An 18,331-nucleotide genomic window follows, 5' to 3' on the forward strand; every position below is an offset into this window, starting at 1 on the left:
ATGACCTCGCTTGAGACCAGGGCGCCACGAAACGTATTGATCGTGGCAACAGCACACAAACTGGCGCGGATCGCGTGGGCAGTCCTCTCGAGCGGCCAGGACTATCGAGCAGTACCGGAGGCACTGACAGTATAAGCAAGCTTAGCAACCAGCAACATCAAGTTCTCCCCACCGAGGTCTGCACTGGATAAGTGAAGATGAAAGAACAGTCAAAACGGCGCACCTGAAACCTGATTGCTCAAACGGCTCTTACGAGGCCGGCGCGTTTTCTAAGGACAGGTACGCGGCGTATCTCATCAAGGCCAGGAGAAAACTCTCCACCTAAAGGCCGAATACATTGACGTAGACTTTCCTTCATTCGAAACTTTTCCCTTGCATTCACACGGCGGACCATACATTGAGCAAGTTCACTCGGCCAGCGGGGGTTCGGCGGGTCGAACTTGCCGAAATCCCCGTTTGCAGGGAACTTCGATGGTGCAGCTCGCCCATAACACACCTCCTCGCACCGCTCGGGAACTAAAACCAGGGCTCCTTCTAATCTAAGTCGATTCACCTTGACGCTCTCGTGACAATAAACTACATTGCAGTAATAATGACTCGACCACCCTCGCTCGGTGAATTCGAACAAGTCGCCCTGCTGGCAATTCTGCGCCTCGACGACAATGCCTATGGCGTTACAATCCGGTCCGAGATTGCAGCCTGTACTGGACGCGAACCCGCTCCCGGCGCACTCTACACCACCCTGGATCGTATGCAGGAAAAGGGAATCGTGCGCTCATGGCTGGGGGACGCCACACCTCAGAGAGGCGGCCGTCCAAAGCGCTACTTCGCTGTGACCAAAGCCGGCCGCTCCGCTCTCGTCAGCGCACAACAGGCGTATCACAGCTTGCTCGAAGGATTGAATCTGCTCGGAGGGGACCATGCATAGCTCTTCGATTGCTGAATGGATCGTCGTCCGCTTTACAGACAAACAGCGGGCCGCATCGATGGTGGGGGACCTGCTGGAGCTTGAGCCGCACAAAGGACTCCTGTGGTTCTGGCTCTCGCTTGTTCGAGTTGTAATTTCTCTTGCCTGGCGTAGGTCCTTGGCCTTCGTCGTCGCGCCTTACGCTGGACTATGGATCTTGGGTAAATTGGCGGCAGTGTTGCGTGACACGTATCTGCGGCACGCGCCTCCGGGAACTTGGGGGGTGCCAGGAAACCTCACCTTGCTTCCCATAGCCGGCGCTTTCTTTTGGATGGTGCTCCTGTATACGGCGATCCGATACGGTCTGCGTGACAGAGTCACCCAGCTTGTACTTGCTCTTGCGGGGCTGATCACCGCGGTGGTCTATTGCTGGGGGCAGCCAATCGTGTTGGCGGTATGCATGGCATTGGGCATTTGCGTTTTGGCGGTCTCAATCATGCGCAGGGAATACCGCAAGGCAACGATGGTTCTCCTCGTCGCCGCGAGTACCGGCTTGGGTGGCTGGATACTGGCTGGGTTTCTGGCTACTAAATATCAACACCATGTCTATCCCGGATTACTGGGAGACCAGGAATTGCGCGAACATCCTTCAATTGGGTGGGTGACCTTGGGTCTGCTCATGATGACGGGGTGGATGATCACTACGGCATGCTCGCGAATGCACTACTGGCTGATGCGGGACAAACAACTCGACGTCTCAGCCCCGCAGAAAACCCTGTAAAGCCATTAAACGCTCGAACCCCTAAGAGAGTAAACCTAGGCTATTTGTTCAGCTGTTCACCTAGCTATAGCTAGAAATGCAAGCTCCCCGTGAAGTCGGGTTTTCGGCAAGTTCGTTCGAAGCGGACACTGATACCCTGCTTCCTATGTGCGGTTCGCTAGTATCGCAAAGGTGACAAACAGAAGATCGCCGAACAACTCGCCAGAGCTGCTGAAGCGACGGTAGGGAGAACGGCCTGCCCCCGAGTCTGCGGGCGTGCGGGAATAAATTTCCTATCGAATCCTTGGGCCGGTTTCGGTCGGATAGTTACGAATCGGCCACGGCAAATGGTAGCCGCTTCATGCCAATCCCGTAAGTTATCCGCCACACCACGCCGCTCACTTTTCGCTTTGCGATTGGCACTCTTTTCTGGCGTCTTCTAGGTCGGAGGCTTGGTAATCGGGTTTGAGAACCACCATTCTGCCGCCTTTTTGCTGGAGATCTCGAACATCGCCGTCACTAAGTTCTGAGCGCCATTTGAATCCTGACGGGTAATCACCTGCCACGTAATCGAAGGGCCGATGGGGATGCAGTCGGGACATGTTCTCACCGAATTTGTGAACGTGACGTTTTACAATTACGCAGGGCTGATTGGGCTTAGCAGTTTGTCCAAAAGACAAGGTGGAGAATGCTACAACGAACGTCAACCATCGAGTCATGCCGTCCACAAGCTTTCTCCTGTTGTGACGCGGCGATTATATACATTGGGCGTCAACGCCCAGTGCGAGCAAGAGCCACGGTGGAACCGCTCTAGATTCCGCCTCCCGCAACCGTTCCATGTGTCGGTAGTAGGTCCGCCAGTGCATTCCTTTGGGTTTGAATACCGGGTCATCAATGATGCCCGTTCCGCCTAGTTTTTCGTGGATGCCTTGCGCCTTATGCAGCGCGCGGTAGTGCGGAGCCTCTCGCTGTGACTCATAGGCGAGTTGAAGGCAATGCCGGCATGCGAACACGTCCGCGCCATACAAGATCGCCGCACGACCGCCGCACGCGGGACAACGGAACCATGCGCGATTGCCTCCGAAGGGGCAAGGCGTCCATTCAACCGCAACCGGGTAGTGTTTGTGCTGCCATTCGTCGCCTCTCGGACGGGTTTTGTATCGGAGAGTGATTTGGCAGTCCGCCGCTTCGATGCTGACAGATGCGAAACGCTCTCCGCGTCGTGACCAATGCACCATACCGGACCACCCTGGCCACAAATAGCCCTTGCGCTTGCACCACCGCACATCTAGGCGGACGTAATCATCGGTGCAATCGCGTGTACGTCCGCTGCGATACCTGCCCTTTGATCGCCTCCGCTGTTTTTATCGAAATCATTTGCGAACTTAGCACAGTAGCCACTCATCGCCACCTCTGCGGTGTCTTCGAAATTATTGCGTTGGCCTGAGCGGAAGCCGAAGCCTCCGCCCTTTAGGTTTACTTTGGGTTGGCGTTTACCTCCGCCCGGCTGAGGCGGAATCTTTGGGGGGGGGCTAGATGGCAACCTTGATTGGTTGATTACTTGATTGGTTGATTGCGTGATTCCTGATTCCTGATTGCAAGATTCATGATTGCGGGCGCTCCACGGAATGAATCTTGGTGATCTTGGAATAGACTTCGTGATCTGTTTTCCTCTTTCCATCACTGTTAAACGTGGAGTCCTCGATGCTCACGCAAAAGAACTGGCCCTCTAGAAATACGTCAGGTGTCATCTCTTGGCCTTTGGCGGGCAAATCTCCATTTGCCTTCACCCACTCTTTCCAGTAGTTCGAGTGTCTGGCGACACGCGGCCCTTGCGGATCGCTCCCGAAATTGAAAAAGGCGCTCGCTTTTCCCGGTTCCGTTACCAATGCGAACTCGATTCGCAGTGACCATCGTTGATATTTCCTCACCCATTCCGGCCCCTGAAAATCGACACCGCGAACCTGATAGGTGCCTGGCTCGATTCTGGGATAATCCGCCCCTTGCCAAATGATGGCAGGGGGCTTTGGTAGTGGTGCCTTTCCAGGCGCGCTGAGGCCTCTTCCTGCTGTTCTCTCTCCGTCTTTGGCATGGATTACCCTCTTACGCATTCAGACTCGCTCCGAGAGACACCACGCGGGAAGGAAGACTTACCCCCGTCTTCAATCACTCTTTGTAACTCAGACTCGCGGATCATCGTTCGGCTTCCGACCTTCGTTCGGCGCAATTTTCCCGAACTCAGCCACGCATGAATCGTGTACTTGCTTAGGCCGCCAAGCTTGCGTGCAGCCTCTTCAACTGAAAACAATGCATCCATATTGGTCGATCCCTTTCCTGCTCAATGAGCACAATCAAATATTCGCTTGCCTGAACAGAAATCCGGTAGTACTTTTCTATGCATGCCTAGACAAGAAAGCCGTATACCAGAACAACGCCGAATCTATCAGGGCGAAGGCTCCGCCGAAGCTTTGGTGAATTGGCTCAATCTAACGAAAGACAAAGATGGCAAGAAACGAATCGCGGAGATTTTGCGGCTCCTCGCGCAGTTGAACGATCTGCCTTCAATCAAGGATCAGGATTTGACTATTCAGGAGCGGACATCTTATGCGCGTTTTGAGAGCAGATTCAGCCTCGAACGTTCACTCGATAAAGCTCTCGCCTATTACAAGATGACTCCCCGAATCGTAGTCACCAACGATCCCCAGCGGAGAGTCGTAGCACGATGGATGCCTCTTGACAGCTACCGCAATAGCAAGAAGAGGCGACGCGCAAAGGAGCAAACTTGGGATGCTCTTCCCGACGATGGAATAACGCTGCCCGGGGCGCTCATGGAGGAACCCCGTGCACTCACCAGCGTCCTTGAATTGGCCGAATCCGGCTTGGTTTGGAAAGTCCAACCCTGCGAATGCGGCAAGTTCTTCTTTAAGAGGTTCAGTCATCAACGGTTCTGTAGCGAAAAATGCCGCATTGCAGATTTTCGAACCAGCGACGAGGCAAGGCGGAAGCGGAACGAATACGCACGAAAGCTGTACCACCTTCACAAATCCGGAAAGGTGAAATAACGAGTATGTCGATCTTCAAACGTGGCAGCGTCTACTGGTTCCACTTTCTCTTCAACGGCGAGCACATCCAAAAGAGCACAAAGCAGGGGAATCCTCGCACCGCTCGCCAGATTGAGGCGGCCTATCGTACTGCCCTTGCGAAGGGCGAAGTGGGGATCACTGAGCGGAAGAAGATTCCGGCGTTCAAAGCCGCGCTCGCCGGCTTCCTCAGCTGGTCAGAGCGGGAGCACCGGCAGCACCCGGCGACGCACAGGCGGTATCAGGTGAGTGCCGTGGCACTGCGTAAGCACTTTCTCGACGTGCCACTCGACCGCATTACCCCGGAAGAGGTCGAACGCTATAAGACGCTGCGATCCGGGCAGGTGAGTCCGCGAACGAGACGGACGGTAAAGCCCGCCACGGTGAACCGGGAGCTTGCGTGCCTCAAAGCCCTGTTCAATCACGTTCTGAAAGGCGACGTGCCGCTTCGCAATTCGGTTAGCCGTGTTAAGTTCTACGAAGAACACAACGAACAGACGCGGGTACTCTCATACGACGAACAAGAGAAGTATCTGGCTAAGGCGACTCCGATGCTGCGCGACGTGGCTACGCTCATGCTCGAAACGGGGATGAGGCCGGAAGAGGTTTACCGCATTCGCCGGGAGAACGTTCAGCTTGAGAAGGGTTTTCTCGTCATCCCCTACGGCAAAACGAAGGCAGCACGGCGACGTGTACCCCTCACCGCATCGGCGCGGCGCGTCCTGGGGCTGCGTATGGCTTCGGATGAGGCATATCTCTTCCCCTGCGAGACGGACAGCAGCCGCCCTGTTCCAAAGGTCAATAACGCCCATGACCGGGCTGTGAGGGATAGCAAGGTTGCACCGTTCCGGTTGTACGACCTCCGGCACACATGGGCGACGCGGGCAGCCATGTCTGGCATCGACCTTGTGACGCTGGCGGCGATGCTGGGCCACTCCCGAATCCAGATGGTGCTCCGGTACGCTCACCCCACTCAGCAACACCAGCATCAAGCGATGGAGCGCCTTGAGGCGTTCGTCAGTGAGCAGAGGATCGCCCATGCCGAGCGCACAACGCCGCAAACGTCGTTCGCAATTCAGTAGGGCCAGGGAGTGACTGGGAAACACCGAAAAGCGGGGTACTCGCTACATTTTCCGCTACAGTGTCGTTTCCGTGGGATTGCCGATTGCCTTTAGGTTGTTGAAGAATTTGGAGGCGCGGGTCGGGATCGAATGCGCGCTTCACATTGAGCCGTCATAACTTACACATTCTAAAGGTGTCTAAAAAGACAGAAAAGACACAAGACGCATAGCTCTTTCACAAAACTTTCACAAAAATGGGCGCGCGCCCGTCGACGTCTCAGAACGTGCCCCAGAACGCACTGCTGACGTCAAGGTGCGACGGGACGCGTCTCGACGCACGAATCCCACGCAGAAACGCGCCTAGACGTCGCTAAACGCGATCCCGAGATGTCCTCCCGGTCGCGTGTGGGCCAACGTGGCGCGAAGTGGGGCGGTAAACGCGGGGCGCGGTCGGCACCGTTAGCCGCGTAACCGGGAGCGGTCGAGATTCACAAGTGAACTTGCCGAAAACGAGACTTTCAGGTAAGTTGCGCTGATCGCTTCCTCCTCGGTGTCTAATACAGAATGGTTTACAGATCCACATTGATTCGGACCCTACGCCGCGTTGGTATATGCCTCGTCGTATCATTCGTCGTTCTCAACGTGTTTCTTCGTGTCGAGGCCTATCGCTTCCAACGCCGGGCGGAACGCCTGATGGCGGACTTTCAAGCTCTCGAGCTACGTCAAAGCAACTGGCTCGATGCAGACCGCCTCATCAGTCGGTGGGGTAAATATGGCAATTACGAAGGCCATTGCGACGCATCCTTCTGTCGTTACAGCGTCGGCTTAAATAGCCCCGGGATGACATTTGGCCAGGCTTTTGCCATGGCTCCTGCCAATTTGAATAACCACTTCGTATATCGAACTGCCTCCCTCATTTCCACGCTATGGGAACACCTTGGAGTAAGGTTAGCGACCGTGCGAGCGACTTTCGTCGTCCAGGACAGAGTCGTCTTGCGGAAGAGCGCAGTCTTCATTTACGAGGTTCCACCTACATTTTCTGGCTCCTCTGGATATTCACTCATCGCCACGAGCCGCGCTACAAGCCGCCTTACCTCAGGCGGCTGGCCGCTCATAGGGAGCGAGCAGTTAGCTGAGCACCCCTTCTATGCCGTCACAAGGCCGGGCGGCTGCTCTTTCTGTTTGATGGCAAACGTAACATTCACGCCCGATACTCCCGATCCAGAGATGCGGCGATTGACTACGTTCAATCTAAATTGCATCACGCGGCTGCGTCCCTGTCGCTATCTCGAAGACATCTACCCAGCAGCCGAAAACTGGCATCTCTACGACGGCACGCTTGGGGGCCGTCCCTCACCACCGAATCAGGCCCACACCGAGCATCCCCCACTCCCCCTTGCATGCCGTGTTCCACTCTTTGCCCGAGGTCGCGAAGCCAGCCAGATTCTGAGCGTTACTGCACTGAGTGAATCTCAGGAGCGGCAACCCGGTGAGGTCATTGAAAAGGCAAGCGTGCGTCTCAATGGTGTGCTTAAGGGAGAAACGGAATACAAACCCGGGGAACTCATCGCCGTAACCTCGCGCTCAGATAGCAGATATTCTCCTAATGAGATCGAGACTCCTTTGAGTCCTGGCAGACAATTCCTGCTTCTGACTGTCTATCGAGAAGACAAATCGCACCCGCTAGAACTCGAGCGCTGCCTCGTCCTATCTGATACTCCGGAGATAAGAAATCAGCTCGAAGCGGGTGTGGCCCAGAACGATAGCCTTCGATACGCTGACACGCGTTCTTCTTACTTCATCCCCGATTAAGCGATTCTGCTTTTCTAGCGAGAGTTCCCGAGAAACGGGGTTTTCGGCAACTTCGCTTGAGGGGCGCCCCTGCGACAGCCCTCCGGTCGCGTGTAGGGCAACGTGGCGCGACCTCTAGTCAGAAGGCGAGAATCGCGCGTCCTTAGCTTCATCCTTTCAATTGTTTCTTGAGGTCCCGAGCCAACTTCTCAATTTCATCCGCCTTTTTGATCATATCCACGGGCAACGAATTGATCGTCGAAGAATTCACATGCGCTTTCAAATCAGTGATCAGCACCGCCAATCTATCGGTATCGGCAACCATCCGCTTTTGCCGCGCTGCTCTCAACTGTCTGTCCTGTTGATCTCTCAACTTCGCATCGATACCTTCGGTCTGCGGGATCTTCATCGGATCCAGCGTCTGGCCCTGTTCTGTACCGGGCATTTGTCCACCCTTCAATCTTGCCGACCCCGCCGTAATCAACAACACTCCAATTGTCGCAACTCGAATTATTCTCATGTCATCTCCAACCCGGAACCTCAAGGTTATGGAATGATGCCCTTTGTGGCAGTGAGTTCGCAACAGGAACCCCACCGCCTGATGTGCGGCGGCAGGTTTTAGTGAATCCGGCAGAGTTGCGATTCCGGCTAACGCGTCCGGCAACGGTACACTGCGGGATGCCGGACCATCTCGCCGATCTCCTCCTGCGTGTGGCAGGCCAGCCAGAGGTCAGCCGACGATGGTCTTCAGCGATAGTGCGAGACTCTTCAGTGCAGCCAACTCCTCCGCGTCCTGCCGTGCCTTAGTGCCTTCACAGTTGGGGTCGGTGCAATCTGGATCGGAGCAGTCGATGCAATCGCCGGAAACGCACTCGGGACACTCGCACTCACACAGCGCGTCCTTGCGGAGCAAAGTTTTCAGGGTGACGTCGATGCTTCGAAGCTGGTCGAGGTCGGCGGCGGTCACTTCGCCAGGTCGATAGCTTCGCAGCACGGTTTCAATCTGCGAGAGCGATTTAATCGAGTTAGGGTTGACGAGGGCGAGTTGGTTAGCAGGGCAAGGGGTCAAACTCACTTCCCAGAGACGAATCTCGGCTAAATTTCTAATTCGCCCGTCGCTGGAATATGTAACCTTCTGCGGGTCATTTGGGATTGAGTAACCCACACTCAATCCCTTAATCGATCCCGCCTTCAAATGATCGAAAACACGCCGCGCGTTGGGATCACTCATCACGAGCGAGCCGCTGACGGCCAAACCCACCCCGGGGGAATCGGACACGCGCGCCAATCCGAGCGGCTGGCTTTGGTCGTGCGCAAACAGTAAAGGAAAGCCAGCGCCCTGCGATGCGATGCTCTGACGGTAGGCTCCCGGCAAAACTACATCTCCGACTTCATCAACGTTCCCGTAGTGGGAAGCGATGCCTTCAAAGGTGCCAGCGTCGGTCACGGATTTGAGCTTAAGCGAAAAGTCACGCTGCATCGCCTGTCTCCCTTTCCTACGAAGCCGGGCTTGTGGTCATGTTGCCGTAAATCCAAGCTGCTGGCCGCATCACCTGGAGGCACAATCTTTCCTCACACCTGATGGCCAACATATTCTGCACGAAGAATGAGGCGTGGCTATCGCTAACCTCCACGATTGCCTCCATTCGATCCCTGATCAAGGCAGTAGCAGAACTCCCAACGAGAAACGTTCCGGTCGTCATTGAATTTGTGACCGCGATCGGCCGTCCCCATAACCGCGGAATTGTGGCTTGTGCCGGATCACCGAACAGGTACCGGCCCTGACTGTCTTTGGTGAGAGCCATCGCCCAGAAATCCGAGGTACTCAGAACGATTGTGTCTACCGCATAGTCGCTCATCTCGGCCTGCTTGATCGCCGTCGCAATGACATCGAGGCGGTTCCATCCTTGCGAAGCCGGCGGCAACAATGCGCTGTTAAAGCTGGCCGCCTGCGTGACGAGGCCGTGCAAGTGCTCACCAGTTCCATCTCCCGCCAAAAGTTCCGCCTCTTCCTTCAACTTCAGGCCGTACATCAGGTGGCCGTTGATCGTCTCCGAGAGGCCCGGAAGATCGGTGAAGATTTGTTTACTGCAGGGAATCCAATGAGCGATTGTGCGCACCCGTTCGCTCACCGATGTCAGCGTGAGGTCGCTCTGCGCCTTGTCGCTCGCTTCGACCTGTGGACTCGCCTGGTTGCTGAAGGCGCTCACTTTGACGTAGTCGCATTCCGGCAAGTCGGTAGGCTGACTCCTCAAGAGATCGCGAATGCGAAGCTGGCGAAACTGCGTGCCGACGATTCCGGGCAGCCTGTCGATTGCCAAGACTCCGCTTGTCGCAAACCCAGCGGCCGTATTGGTGAGGGTCTTTTTCTGAAAGTCTGCAATCTTGATGGTGGCGCGACCGCGTCCGCCCATCTCGCCCATGCGTTTGAACTCTGCGTGCTCAAAAACCTCTTCCGCAAGGCCTTTGGTTTGAAAATCGCTGCCTGCACGTCCTACTGAGCCTGCAAACTTGATGTCGAGGGCATCATATTGTTTTTGAAGGCCCTTGTAGTTATTGGCAACGGTTTCGACGGTCGTTTGGATGCTGTCGAGAATTTCCCTGATTTGTGGTTCCATTGGAGACACTCCTATCAGTGGCCGTTGGGCCTCTGGCTGTTCGGTTTTTTGCAAGCGCCAATTGCTGGCTTGCGTAGCCTGCTCCGTGCCGGTGAAATCCCGAGTGCCCTGTTGCGCTGCTCGATCCGAGCGAGAGTGTCTGCGTCTAGTATGCAACATCCTCAGGCTGTCGTGGAATACTTTCTCGCTCACCGTCGTCGGCTTGCGGTGGCGGCTCGCGCTGTGCGGCGGCGTCGATCCTGATGAGGGTTTGCACATCAACCCCCAACGCGGTGGCGCGTCTCTTCAAGCGATTCCATCGCAAAATGCGGGTCTTCATTGCACGATGCCCCCCGGCTTGGACAGGATTTCAATAGCGTGTTGGTGGGAATCGACGAGCTTCGTCAACGTGGCGACTTGATCTGTCAGCGCGCCGATCATCGCCTTCTGCTCTGCGTTTTCCCGCTGGAGTAGAACCTGCCCGGTGAGTAGGCGTTCGATGATGGCTGCGCCGCTCGGTGCCTTCTCGAGTTCCTTTGCCATCGCCGCTACTGTTTTTGAAATGTCCTCTTCGGTTTTTTTCATGTGGTTCTCCGTCTCCTGAATGGCGTGCTGTGTGGAAAAAATCTGAAAAAGTAGCGAAATCTTACGGACGCCTGCACAGGGGTACGCAGATGATTTTCCATAGAGATTTTGATGTGCACTCCTCTGCTCTGTCGTCGTCGCGTTCGCTAGGATGCGCGGGAATCGCGCTAGGTGACGCGAGGTGCCGTCGGTAGTCTTCGGGACGATTGATACATCGTCGAGGTGCCCTCTGACGCGCTGTAGCCGTCGCTATCGCTACGCCTCGGCTCATCATTCGTCCTCGCCCTTGGGTCCAAAGTGCGATTGATAGAACTCCTCCATCTCGCTGTCGCTGGCCGCCGTCTTGTACCAACGCCACCAGTCCAATAACTCGGCGGCATCAACTGGATTCCTTGCTGCGAACTGCGCGATCTGTTCCTCAATACGTGTCACCACTGTCTTCGTCTCATTCGTGTTGTCGCTGTCGCGGACGACGACGCACGGTTTAGTTTCTGAACCGCTATCGTGGTCTTCACTGTCACCCGCCTCTAGGTTGTACAGGCGCTGTAGCTCCTGTCGCACAAGTTCGCGCCGCTCCAAGCGATACGACGCGAACAGTGCCTCCAGTTCGGCGTCGGTGTGTTGCGTCTTGTGGTAATCCCACGACCGCAACAGGTCAGCGGCTTCGTCCGGACTCAACTTCGCGGCGAGCCGTGCAACTCGCTCTTCAATTGGAATGCTCATCATGATGTGCTCCTTCGACCTCTCGCTACGATGGCCCGTCCATTTCCTAAACTTGAACTAGGCGCACTTTAAGCTGGTGGCTCCTGCCGAGCCTTTTTTGCATCCTCTACGATTTGCTTGGCGGTCTCGAAGTCATTACCTGACCACGGCTCGTCGTCCACCGGAAGTTTGTTCCATAGCTCCACGCTGCTAATGATGCTCGCCATTTCCGCCTTCTCAACCTCGATTGCTCGTTCCCACTTGGTCTTGTCCATCAGGGAATGGACGGCATTCTTGATTCGGCTGCGCAACTCGTTCGCTGGGAGCGCATCGAGTTCAACGCAGTCAGGGCCGTAATTCCTGACAAATGCAGGACTGCGGCTGTCGCTCTCTTTCACGCGCAACGGCGGCAAATTAAACTGGCGGATGTCTGCCGGATGGATGGCGATGCGTTCGATTGAGAAGTTCGCGTGGATCTTCTCACGCAGGTCATTCTCAATCCCCACACCGCTGGGATCATGGTCACCAAGGTAGAGCACGAAGATTCTCTTGCCACCGCGCTCTATTTGCCGAAACAGAACCTCAATTTGGTGTCGTTTTGTGGCGCTGTTGTAGCCGCGCCCCACCCGCACGGTTATGCCAAGCTCGTTCGTCAGCCCCTCAATTGAGCCGATGATGGCGTCCTTCTCCGTCCAAACTTCGACATGGTTTGGTTGCGATGCCCAATAGTCTTTGCGATAGCCGCGCTTCACAACTTCGGCATAACCCTGCGCATCCTGGAACACGTTCGGCTCATACTCCGGCCGCGAGCGATCTACGATGTACTCCCAGCGGCAGCGCCCATCTTGTCGCGCCTTCGTCATGACCCGGCTGACCATCTGGTAACAGCTACGGTTGTTCTGGATGACAGCAAGGCTGACGATTTGATAGAAGAGCTGGCGGATCGTCATCGGGTATTGACGTTCTAGAATCGAGACCGCCACATTGATTAGCGCTGTGGTCTTCGCCCATTCTGCTTTAGCCATCGCTCATCCTCTCCTGATTCTTTTGCTTGCATGGTCGTCTCCGTCATCTACACTTCCGCCGTGCGAGTTCGCAGCGCGGCGCGGTTTTGTTTTTAGCGCGGATACCATCCCGTCCGCCAACAGAAAATCGGAGCACCGCAACACTTGATCGAAAGTCGTCGTCGCCCGCGATGGCCCGCATGAATCGTTTCTGTTGGCGCACCACTCGTGTACCACTAGGGGAAATCAAGGGGTGTACCACTAAGCCACTAGTAGTACTAGTGGTACTTCTTAGTGGGACACTCGCACGGTATGTCGCGGCCCTCTTATGCGGAATGTAGGGCTGGACCAGCTCAAGCCTTCTCTCTTCGACGGCTCGTTGACGATAACGGCGAATCAAACTCCAGTCGCAGCCGAAAAGGCTCGCGATGCGTTCCAGTGGAAGAGCTATCGGTAAGCCCGGCCGCTGACTCTGGAGTTGATTGAAGAGAGCGACAAACCGCTCGTACGTTGATTTGTAAACGCCCGCATTCGTAACTTCCCACGCCGCTTCCAACGGGTCCGGGCCACCTACCGGATAACGCGATACGCTTGCGGCTATTGCTAAAACCTCGTTCTCGCCTAGGGGTGGCACGCACCGACGGGAATTCGCGTCGAGAAGAAAAACTGACAATTCGTCGTGAGTCATACCTCGTCTGCGTTCCGCTCCGGCCAACCGTGCCAGTCCGTCGTTTCTTTGTGTTTCATACAGCTTGCCGATGGTGTTCGACTGTTTCGAAGTCGGTGAAGCCAACAGGTGCAACAGCCATTCCGGCGTCGGAAGAACTGCGGCGTCTGGGTTCGCCCAGCGATACCGGCGACCGGACGGATGAAGAGAAGGCGGAGCGATTACATAACCTCCGTCGCCCCGCACATCCAAGCCAGGGCGCAATTTCTCGACGCTGTTGCGAATTCTGATATCAGGTGGATTTTCAAAATAGCTGTGCTGGCCGTTTGATGTGATCGCAGTCAGCGTTTTCAACCAGAGGTCACCATGACTGCCGGTCATTTCACTCAAGGAATTCGCGCCTTTTTCTCCATCACAATCCAAAACCCAAATGCCAGAATCAGCGCCGGTCTTCACTGCCCAGTTGCAGTCTCGATAAGTGATCGACCACTGCTCGATGATGGAGGGATCGCACGTCGCCTTATCCTGCCAATTTGTGAGGAAAGGCACTTTGTCTCTCGCTTTGCATGGATGAATCCTCCAGCCCCTCGCTGCGAGGCGAAGGACATCTTCAAGAGACGCCGTTGGTTCAGATATCGCACGCTGCCGCTGGCGATGGCGTGATATCTTTGCTGCATCCATTGATTACTCCTTGGCCCCGCCGATTGGTCCCCGGCGGGTTTATTTTGTGCTGGCGGTGGTGCTGGCCAACTTGTCAACGATGCCCCCTCCGCTGGTCCCGGCTGGTCTATTGAATCTTGTTCTCCACGAGAAACTTCTCGAACGTCTCGCGGGGGATACGCAGAACACGATAACGGCGCTTGAAGCGACCTTCGCCGCTGCCGATGTCGATCACTCCGATGCGCTTCTCAAATCTCCGAATGATGGTTTTCTTGGAGACTTTCAGAATCGCGGCAGCTTCTTCTGCTGTTAGATACTCGGTGGTCATCACTTGCCACCGCCGCTGGGCAACTGATTGAGCCAATCCTCGAACTTGGACCAATCGTAGAGAACCGTTCGATGGCCAGCGACGCGGAACTCAGGACCCGCGCCGAGGGTTCTCATTTTGCGCAGCTTCTCCGCCCCAATTCCGTAGCGAACAGCCGTCTCTGTTGGGGTGCCGCAGCGCTTCGCTGGCAATTCACTCTCATTTTTTTGCTTGGCCATGCCTTCTCTTCAACCTCTGTAGGCCAACATAGCAAGACGACTTCCGCCGAACGCTCTCGTAGCTCGCAGAACGGAGTGAATCGGTCATTGAGGGTTTATCTGGAGTGGTCTGTTGTGATCTGGTGTGATCTGGTGTGATGGAGAAAAAAGTTGAAATTTTCTTGTTATCCACAGGGGCAAGATGCGCGACCCACATTCTCAAAGACTTGGCAGAGACCCAATCCAAGTAAGTAACCAAAGCGGTGACAAATAGACGAATCGACCCTGTTCTTCGGCGAGTGTTTCTATGGGGGGACACAAGAAGGGCGCTGCATCTCGATGTGAAATACAGCGCCCCGGGTGTTTCGATGACGACGACGCGATCAGGCGACGATTGACAGCTTGCGTTTACTCGACGACGGCGGCGGCTGTTTTGCCCACGTGCCGATGACCAGCGAGTCGAGACGCTCCTGTCTCGCTTTTACCCACGGCGCGTAACTCTTCTCCGTCGTCTTGATCGATGTGTGTCCCAGTAACTTGCTGACCTCTTCTAGTGGTATCCCCTGATTCAACATCTCCACCGCGAAGGTATCGCGCAACTGATGAGGATGACCCTCTTCCATCCCCGCCGCTCGGAAGACTTGCCGTAGATCGTGCTGCCAGTTGGTGACGGCAGTCTGCGGCTTGCTCGTCCCCGTATTCCAGAAAATGTACTTTGGGCTGTCGTTCAGCGGCATCGCCGCAATAATCTCCGTCGCCACATCAGGAGGAATCGGTACTGATACGTGCGTGCCGGTCTTCTGTCGATTCGTGACGACACGATGGACCTTGGCTTTGTTGTCCCACTGAAACTCATCTCTCTCCAGCGTGACAGCATCGCGAATGGCAAGCCCGCTGTGTCGCATCAGTCTCACGAGAGCATGAACTCGGGTCGCCTTAGCGCCGGTGAACTCGTCTGGGATGGCTTTGAGCATCCGCGCATATTGCTTCTCCGTCAGAGGCAGAGTCGGCGGTTCATCGACTTTGATCGGCGAGAGTTTCGGCACCCGGTCGATCAATCGCGATTCATAGCAATAGCGGAGAAAGCCTCTCAGACGTTCCTGCACCTTGGAGCGAGTGGTCGAGGAAGGATAGAGCCGCGACCAGTCCGAACGGAAGTCCGTCACATCATCCAGCGCAATCTCATGCGGGAAATACTTGGATCGCTTCTCCATGAACTCACGAAATCGGGTCAGTTCACGGTCGTACTTTTTCAGCCCGTTGGGGTCGAGACCCTGCGAACCCTTGTCGCTGATGAATAGCTCTATCGCTCGCTCAATCGTCTTGCTCGATTGCGTCTCCAGTCGAACCCCATCTATCGGGCGTGCCGTCGGGTTGGCTGCGTCGTTGGCGACCTTATACTGTGCCTCGATCTCGCGTCGCCTCTCTTCAGCAATGGACCACGTGCGAGTCTTCGCGGCTTGGCGATGTAATTTCCCGTCGGCGTACCACCGCAGGTGTTTCGGGCAGCGGCAACTCTTGTAGAACTCGTCCTTAGCACGCGGACAGTCTTTGCGATGACGAACGCAGATTGTGATGGTGGGAATGGTCGAGATGCGAACGGTAGAGGTCATGTGAGCTAGTCTCTTTCAGTCGATCAGGGATGAAACGACGTCGCGAGACTATCACAAAACTTTCACAAATCCGGTAATCACTTTACTAACTTATTGATTCTAAAAAGGTAAAACTTGGAGGCGCGGGTCGGGATCGAACCGACGCATAAAGGTTTTGCAGACCTCTCCCTTACCACTTGGGTACCGCGCCTCTGTGGGCTTCCTCTGTCAGCCCTGCAAATTGTTGTGTGAAGTGTACCGCAGGCAGGGGATGATTTGGAGCGGGAGACCGGGGTCGAACCGGCGACATCTTCCTTGGCAAGGAAGCACTCTACCACTGAGCTACTCCCGCTCTCACAGGTTCAAGTATAACGGCCGACTCACTTGCGGTCAAACATTTGGAAGCCGTCCAACGATCAGAAGATCCATGGCTTCGGGAGGAATCTAGTTGCCCGACAGCCGCTGGTTGAATGCGATGCGCGGGCCAGCGACGGTGCTTGAGCGATGGCGAACGAGGTGCGGTGTGATCAGGAGAACGAGCTCGCTGGTGTCGTTCTCCGTGATCTTGTCGGCGGTTGCGGTCTGAAAGCCGGGAAGCTCGCCAAGGCCCGGATACCCGCTGACTGCGGCCGACTCAGACCGGGTTAGCGAGCTGGCAAGCAGAGCAGTCTCACCGTCAGAGACGGTCACTTCGGAGACGTACTGCCGGTTTGCGAGCACGGGGATGTTGTTGAGCACGGCGCCGGCTAGAGCCTCGATTTTGAGGTCGAGTTTCATGCTGATGAGACCCGACTTCTGGACAGTCGGCGTGGCCTTAAGCGTAAGGCCGAGGTCCTCATACTGGATCTGCGGGATGGTGACGCTGGTCGCCTGGTTGACCAGGCTGGAGGCGCTGACGCCGTTGATCGTGACTCCCGCAAGGGCAGCGCCCGATCCGGCTAGTCCGCTTGTGTATGTGGACGTGGTGATCGGATAACGGGTGCCGGACCGGAAGTTGCCCGTCTGGCGATCGCCGACGCGCAGCTGGATGCTATCGAGCGCGCGCGTATCGCTGGAGTTCATGGCGAAGTTGAAGGTCGAGGAGCCGTTCGTCGTGATGCCAGTCTGGGTAAGACCGCCGCCAAAGAAGCCGATGGTATTGCTCAGCAGACTGCTCTGAGCCGCCCCGGAGGAGATGAGCGCGAGCGCGATCTCGATATCGCTGGCGTTGGCGGGGATGAGTCCCCCTGCGATGGCCTGATCGACGAGCGACTGGTTGGACTGAACCAAATTGCGGGCTTCGGACTCCACGTTATAGAAGCCAATCTGCTGCGGAAGCTGAGCTCCGATGTTGCGCTGCCGCGTGCGATCGACGGCATAGATGTTGATGTCGAGCAGGACCTCGGCGCCGCCGTCGATCAGGTCGGCCAGCGTGAGATTGATAGCGGAGAGCGTATCCTCCGGCGCGCGCAGCACCAGATTTCCAGCGTTGTTCTGTACGGTTACCTGCTTGACGTCGAAGACGCTCTGAACGACCGCCCCCAACTCCTTCATCTGTTCTGGAGTGGAGCCGGGCACGTAGATTGTCTCTTCCAGCTGGCGCTCGAATCTCTGACGGTTCTCGGATGTGTCGTCCGCGACCAAGACACTGTGCGGGTCAAGCGGGGCGGCGATGACGTGTGCCATCTCGAAGAGAATCTCCGAGGCCTTTGCGTAGGAGACGTTGTCCACATCGAAGCGCAGGTTCTGGCGCTTGATCGAGTCATCGAAGACGGCGCGAATACCGTAGCGCAATAGCACCTGGCGAATGGTCTCCCGGGTATCGCCGCGAATCTCAAAGGTCTGCGTGCCGGCAGTGGGCAGCAGCGTGATGGGGCCTGCGATGGCCGGAGGCTGTTGTATCCAGGGAGTCGATGATGGGTCGATGGTCGCCTGGACCTCAGGATGAAAGGCCGCCGATAACGCCGCCGGATCGTCATGCTGTGTGACGATGACATTCTCGGGGTCGAGTTTGCGTGCTTCGGCGAGGAGCGATTGCGCCTTCTCTCTCTGGCCGAGCAGGCGAGCCTTCCCGGCCTGCTGGACCAACTCGGTAACGCGATGCGAGCGAGCGAGAGCCGTCGCCTGGAGATAATCCGGGTTGCTGGGATTGAGGGCGGCCGCCTTTGCAAACTGCGCCTCAGCACCTGTTAGATCGCCGCGATCGAGCAGTCGCGCTCCGGCGATATAAGCGTCCTCGGCCTCGTGAATCTGCCGGGTAGTGGGTTTAGGCGGGACCGCCGCTTTGGTCGCAGGAGAGGCAGCGGCCGGGGCTGGTAACTCCTGCGCTATGGCAGGGAGGCTGACAGAAACTGCGATGGCGAACGCAGTGACGCTTGACGAAAAGAGCTTGCGGAGTGGGGAAGAGGGCGCCATGCTTGC

Annotated in this window: 19 protein-coding genes, 2 tRNA genes and 1 pseudogene; 6 read left to right on the forward strand and 16 right to left on the reverse strand. The window is 56.2% G+C overall.

Translation table 11 applies throughout. The features are described 5' to 3' along the window. The 3 genes and pseudogenes from Q363_RS46165 to Q363_RS11150 all read left to right on the forward strand — a co-directional run. Nucleotides 1–135, forward strand: a pseudogene (locus Q363_RS46165) (IS110 family transposase); the annotation flags it as partial. 457 nt (nt 136–592) lie between these two features. Further along, the gene (locus Q363_RS11145) at nt 593–928 is read left to right on the forward strand and encodes a PadR family transcriptional regulator (protein ID WP_035350138.1); all 336 of its coding nucleotides are present in this window, start codon (nt 593–595) and stop codon (nt 926–928) included. Further along, on the forward strand, nt 921–1,688 hold the full coding sequence (locus Q363_RS11150) for a hypothetical protein (RefSeq protein WP_035350140.1): 768 nt from the start codon (nt 921–923) through the stop codon (nt 1,686–1,688). Before Q363_RS11145 ends, Q363_RS11150 begins: the two co-directional genes overlap by 8 nt. Nucleotides 1,689–2,065: 377 nt before the next feature. Here the strand turns inward: Q363_RS11150 and Q363_RS11155 are convergent, their stop codons facing one another. The 3 genes from Q363_RS11155 to Q363_RS37985 form a co-directional block, all read right to left on the reverse strand. After that, entirely contained in the window at nt 2,066–2,395 is a 330-nt protein-coding gene (locus Q363_RS11155; protein WP_035350142.1) for a hypothetical protein, read from the reverse strand. A gap of 876 nt (nt 2,396–3,271) precedes the next feature. After that, nucleotides 3,272–3,778, reverse strand: a complete 507-nt coding sequence (locus Q363_RS11160) for a hypothetical protein (RefSeq protein WP_035350144.1) — start codon at nt 3,776–3,778, stop codon at nt 3,272–3,274. After that, a complete protein-coding gene (locus Q363_RS37985) occupies nt 3,763–3,984 on the reverse strand; it encodes a helix-turn-helix domain-containing protein (protein ID WP_084080245.1) in 222 nt (73 codons plus the stop codon). Before Q363_RS37985 ends, Q363_RS11160 begins: the two co-directional genes overlap by 16 nt. An 82-nt stretch (nt 3,985–4,066) precedes the next feature. On the opposite strand from Q363_RS37985, the gene Q363_RS40390 reads away from it, so the two are divergent. The 3 genes from Q363_RS40390 to Q363_RS11175 all read left to right on the forward strand — a co-directional run bounded on the left by Q363_RS40390 (nt 4,067) and on the right by Q363_RS11175 (nt 7,620). Next, complete coding sequence (locus Q363_RS40390; protein WP_035350146.1) at nt 4,067–4,729, forward strand: hypothetical protein; 663 nt, start codon at nt 4,067–4,069, stop codon at nt 4,727–4,729. A 5-nt stretch (nt 4,730–4,734) separates the two neighbouring features. Further along, complete coding sequence (locus Q363_RS11170; RefSeq protein ID WP_035350148.1) at nt 4,735–5,829, forward strand: tyrosine-type recombinase/integrase; 1,095 nt, start codon at nt 4,735–4,737, stop codon at nt 5,827–5,829. A 1,164-nt stretch (nt 5,830–6,993) separates the two neighbouring features. Then, nucleotides 6,994–7,620, forward strand: a complete 627-nt coding sequence (locus Q363_RS11175; RefSeq protein WP_211256164.1) for a hypothetical protein — start codon at nt 6,994–6,996, stop codon at nt 7,618–7,620. Nucleotides 7,621–7,768: 148 nt separating this feature from the next. Here Q363_RS11175 and Q363_RS11180 read toward each other — a convergent pair whose 3' ends face one another. The 13 genes from Q363_RS11180 to Q363_RS11235 form a co-directional block, all read right to left on the reverse strand. Beyond that, the gene (locus Q363_RS11180; RefSeq protein WP_035350152.1) at nt 7,769–8,119 is read right to left on the reverse strand and encodes a hypothetical protein; all 351 of its coding nucleotides are present in this window, start codon (nt 8,117–8,119) and stop codon (nt 7,769–7,771) included. Between the two features lie 210 nt (nt 8,120–8,329). Continuing rightward, nucleotides 8,330–9,079: an HK97 family phage prohead protease gene (locus Q363_RS35985; protein ID WP_051978651.1), complete on the reverse strand. Its 750-nt coding sequence runs from the start codon at nt 9,077–9,079 to the stop codon at nt 8,330–8,332. 16 nt (nt 9,080–9,095) lie between these two features. Further along, on the reverse strand, nt 9,096–10,217 hold the full coding sequence (locus tag Q363_RS11190; RefSeq protein ID WP_051978652.1) for a phage major capsid protein: 1,122 nt from the start codon (nt 10,215–10,217) through the stop codon (nt 9,096–9,098). A 315-nt stretch (nt 10,218–10,532) separates the two neighbouring features. Then, the gene (locus tag Q363_RS11195; protein WP_035350157.1) at nt 10,533–10,781 is read right to left on the reverse strand and encodes a hypothetical protein; all 249 of its coding nucleotides are present in this window, start codon (nt 10,779–10,781) and stop codon (nt 10,533–10,535) included. Between the two features lie 270 nt (nt 10,782–11,051). Continuing rightward, entirely contained in the window at nt 11,052–11,507 is a 456-nt protein-coding gene (locus tag Q363_RS11200; RefSeq protein ID WP_035350159.1) for a hypothetical protein, read from the reverse strand. A gap of 65 nt (nt 11,508–11,572) precedes the next feature. Continuing rightward, nucleotides 11,573–12,508: a hypothetical protein gene (locus Q363_RS11205; protein ID WP_035350160.1), complete on the reverse strand. Its 936-nt coding sequence runs from the start codon at nt 12,506–12,508 to the stop codon at nt 11,573–11,575. Between the two features lie 43 nt (nt 12,509–12,551). Then, entirely contained in the window at nt 12,552–13,835 is a 1,284-nt protein-coding gene (locus Q363_RS37995; protein ID WP_084080249.1) for a bifunctional DNA primase/polymerase, read from the reverse strand. Nucleotides 13,836–13,941: 106 nt separating this feature from the next. After that, nucleotides 13,942–14,142 (reverse strand): helix-turn-helix domain-containing protein, encoded by a 201-nt coding sequence (locus Q363_RS11210; protein ID WP_035350163.1) that lies wholly within the window; start codon nt 14,140–14,142, stop codon nt 13,942–13,944. Then, on the reverse strand, nt 14,142–14,360 hold the full coding sequence (locus Q363_RS11215) for a hypothetical protein (RefSeq protein ID WP_035350165.1): 219 nt from the start codon (nt 14,358–14,360) through the stop codon (nt 14,142–14,144). The genes Q363_RS11210 and Q363_RS11215 overlap by 1 nt, the downstream gene beginning before the upstream one ends. A gap of 362 nt (nt 14,361–14,722) precedes the next feature. After that, complete coding sequence (locus Q363_RS11220) at nt 14,723–15,952, reverse strand: tyrosine-type recombinase/integrase (RefSeq protein WP_051978653.1); 1,230 nt, start codon at nt 15,950–15,952, stop codon at nt 14,723–14,725. A gap of 115 nt (nt 15,953–16,067) precedes the next feature. After that, nucleotides 16,068–16,142 (reverse strand) — tRNA-Cys (locus Q363_RS11225). A gap of 66 nt (nt 16,143–16,208) precedes the next feature. Continuing rightward, nucleotides 16,209–16,283: transfer RNA gene (locus tag Q363_RS11230), tRNA-Gly, on the reverse strand. Between the two features lie 92 nt (nt 16,284–16,375). Next, the gene (locus Q363_RS11235) at nt 16,376–18,325 is read right to left on the reverse strand and encodes a type II secretion system protein GspD (RefSeq protein ID WP_035350167.1); all 1,950 of its coding nucleotides are present in this window, start codon (nt 18,323–18,325) and stop codon (nt 16,376–16,378) included. Nucleotides 18,326–18,331 lie beyond the last annotated feature (6 nt).

Source organism: Edaphobacter aggregans DSM 19364 (genome assembly GCF_000745965.1).
GTDB lineage: Bacteria > Acidobacteriota > Terriglobia > Terriglobales > Acidobacteriaceae > Edaphobacter > Edaphobacter aggregans.